Source organism: Bacteroides sp. HMSC067B03, assembly GCF_001811315.1.
In the GTDB taxonomy this organism is placed as follows: Bacteria; Bacteroidota; Bacteroidia; order Bacteroidales; family Bacteroidaceae; genus Bacteroides; species Bacteroides faecis.
Map to the genome: position 1 here is coordinate 1 of NZ_KV804409.1, position 3,016 is coordinate 3,016.

3 protein-coding genes and 1 pseudogene are annotated in these 3,016 nt (G+C 35.6%); 2 read left to right on the forward strand and 2 right to left on the reverse strand.

Going from position 1 to position 3,016, the window contains the following annotated elements; genetic code table 11:
* Positions 1 to 748, reverse strand: a pseudogene (locus HMPREF2794_RS18090) (hypothetical protein); the annotation flags it as partial.
* 332 nt (positions 749 to 1,080) lie between these two features.
* The gene (locus HMPREF2794_RS18095; protein ID WP_070752131.1) at positions 1,081 to 1,320 is read right to left on the reverse strand and encodes a hypothetical protein; all 240 of its coding nucleotides are present in this window, start codon (positions 1,318 to 1,320) and stop codon (positions 1,081 to 1,083) included.
* An 85-nt stretch (positions 1,321 to 1,405) separates the two neighbouring features.
* Between HMPREF2794_RS18095 and HMPREF2794_RS18100 the strand changes: the two genes are divergently transcribed.
* On the forward strand, positions 1,406 to 2,203 hold the full coding sequence (locus tag HMPREF2794_RS18100; RefSeq protein ID WP_070752132.1) for a S24 family peptidase: 798 nt from the start codon (positions 1,406 to 1,408) through the stop codon (positions 2,201 to 2,203).
* 394 nt (positions 2,204 to 2,597) lie between these two features.
* Positions 2,598 to 2,816, forward strand: coding sequence for a hypothetical protein (locus tag HMPREF2794_RS18105; RefSeq protein ID WP_070751996.1), 219 nt, complete (start codon positions 2,598 to 2,600; stop codon positions 2,814 to 2,816).
* The last annotated feature ends 200 nt before the right edge of the window (positions 2,817 to 3,016 follow it).

Here is a 3,016-nt window from a genome sequence, read left to right on the forward strand (position 1 = left end):
GAACATTATTCAGATTGTTATGCATACTGATTAACTTATGCATCACCGCCTTCGCATCCTCGTTCATTACGACTGCCGCGTATTTATTGCCATACGATTTATGAATGACACTGCGATAGCCTTCTTCTTCGCTGATCCGTCGTGCCGCTTCATATTGCTCGCATTTACGTTTCAAAGCCTTCCAGTTCTTTGGTAGGTTATGGGGAAAAATATCACGACCGTTCGGGTCTTTCAGTGTCAGCAGGTCATTGCTCAATTTACAAAGTTTCTCCCAAACGTTAATCCGTGTACTTCCGCCACCTATCGAGTTCGCTTTACGCCCATCGCGAAGGGACAGGAGCGCGTTCATGATGCGTACGTTAAGGGTATATTCGTCAATCTTCGCGGGTGGCAGCTTCTTGTCACCGTCATAACGGTATTTTACACTGAAAAACTCGTAGGCGGCATTGCTGTAGACAATCGCATCTTCCAGTACAGACTTCTGCGTTTTTGCAGCAATTTCCGCACGGGGATCACCCTTACGTACAATGTACTCTTTTTTTACATCCTTTCTCATGGTTTCAAAATCTACTAGGGCAGGACATCCAGGAATACCACGACGGAGTACGATAAGTTGTCCGTTCCTCGCCATCGAATAGTATGTTCCTTCAGGAATGAACCCATCTTCACTCCCAACTTGCGTTTTGGGATTGAAGATGATTAATTCATTCGCAAACACGCAAATCCGATTATTAAATATCTCAGCCATTATATTAATATTATTATTTGTGCAAGTTCCGGCACTGCCCCGGAATTGTAGCTACTTCCCAATCTTTCTACTATTACCAATTGAAATACATGGCAAATTCAAATTAATAGTTGCTATCCTGAAGGAAGTTCTATTCTTGCGTTCTGTTATTAGTTATTCGATCTTAGTTCTCGTTCTATGACAATGATTACAGAAAGAATTGTTATCACAATAGCTGCCCACATATTTGATGGTTCAACCTCTATCTGGTCAACTAATGCGATAGCAGTGACTACGCCAACTCCTACCATCACGTTTTGAATAAATCTAATAGTTTTCATATCGCAGATAAATTATTGATTGATAATACTTGTGACATTTCCGCGAGAATCTAAAACCTTCACTTTGGATGATTCATTACCTTCGGTATATTTAATACCGCCATTTTCTTGTGCCATTTTGCGAATTGCTTCTGCATTCTTTCCGTTCCGTTTGAAACGGAGTATTTGACTAAGATTTGCGAGAGATATTCCAAATGCTTCTGCAATCATCTTTCGTTTTTCGGTGTCTCTTAATTCAATTATTTGTTTCATACCTTTTTATTTTAGAGTAATTATTCATACATTTGAGCGCTGTTAATCTGTAACACGCTGCAAATATAATAGAGATATTTCAATTATGAAAGAAAATACGAGAGATTTTTCAGTATTAAAGCAGAGGATTCTGCAATATTTAGATTTTAAAGGGATTACAAAGTATGAATGTTATAAAAACACAGGCATAACCAATGGTGTATTGAGTCAACCGAATGGAATGTCTGAAGATAACCTATTGAAATTTCTCTCGTATTATAGCGATATCTCTACGGATTGGTTGCTTGCCGGATGTGGCTCAATGCTGCGTGATGACAATCAAACGAAAATTTCTAAAATCATTCCAATAGAGTCGGAATTTAAGTCAATCCCTATCGTTGATATATCTGTAGCTGCAGGTTATGGATGTGAAAATCCTGATTTTATAGAAGTTGTGGAAACTATTAGGCTTCCTTACAATATGCTACATAGGAATAGAAAATATTTCTGTGTTAAAGTACGGGGAGAAAGTATGTCTCCGACATTATTAGATTGTTCATATCTCATCTTAAGATTATTGGATCGAAGTGAATGGAATGAAATTAAAGACAATCATGTATATGTGCTAAGCGACAGAAGTGGACGTGCTTACGTGAAACGCATAAAAAACAGATTTCATGAACATGGTTTTATAGTTTGTACCTCTGATAATGTTGATAAAGCTAATTACCCAAACTTCAATTTGATGGAAGATGAGATTAATACTATACTATATGTGGAATGGTATTTAAGCGCAAAGATGCCTAATATTAACGCGACATATTATGATAAAGTAAACCATTTAGAAGACGATGTGGATGCTTTGAAAAGTCAAATGTCCCTACTTATGAAAAGGTTAACTTAATATCAAATATTATTTTTTTGTTATAAACACATGTATTTCAGTATATTATTAAAATATCCACATCCCTAAAAGTTGTATTATAGGGTATAACTCAATGCATATACCAGTATTATAGGGTAAAACTCAACAATAAAAACACTTCTTTTTTAATGGGTGTTTAATGGGTGATATTCACATTTTGTTCTCATTTTCTAATGGGTGTTTAAAGGGTGATGGCATGGGTATAGACTATTTTAACAATAAATTAAATCTTTTCCATAAGTCTGTATTTATCACGAAATAAACAAAAATACATCTTATTTTCTTTGTTTATTTCGTATATTTGCAATTAGAAAAACTTCTATATAGTAACTATATGGAGGTTTTAGTATTATAAATATCTAAAAGTAAGGTCATGGCTAAAGAGACTAAGGTTATACATGTTCATCTCATTTTCAAAAAAACAAGCCGATTTTTTGGTTCTATATCAGCAATCTATTCTGAATTTACTGCTGAAGAGATAGGTATTACGGAAGAAACCCTACGTCACAAGGGGTTGTCTGATGGTGTTTCCTTCGCTACTAAAAAAGCGATCATACAACAAGGAGTGCTTATTCGAAGCGTACGAAAATAGCATTTTAAGCCGCTGTAATGTATTTCTATATCTAAATTAATAAAGGCTATATACCCCGTCTAAATGGAGTGTATAGCCTTTATTTAAGCCTAAAATAGAAGTAGCATATAGCTTTTCCTTCACCTTTTCAATCTGTCTCTCATTATTTCCCCTACTTACATCACACTCCACCGGAATGAATATAGAAGCAACGGAAGCAA

Bases quoted from the DNA above. Each gene is read 5' to 3' on its own strand.
- HMPREF2794_RS18095 (WP_070752131.1), bottom strand. From the start codon at position 1,320: ATGAAACAAATAATTGAATTAAGAGACACCGAAAAACGAAAGATGATT.
- HMPREF2794_RS18100 (WP_070752132.1), top strand. From the start codon at position 1,406: ATGAAAGAAAATACGAGAGATTTTTCAGTATTAAAGCAGAGGATTCTG.
- HMPREF2794_RS18105 (WP_070751996.1), top strand. From the start codon at position 2,598: ATGGCTAAAGAGACTAAGGTTATACATGTTCATCTCATTTTCAAAAAA.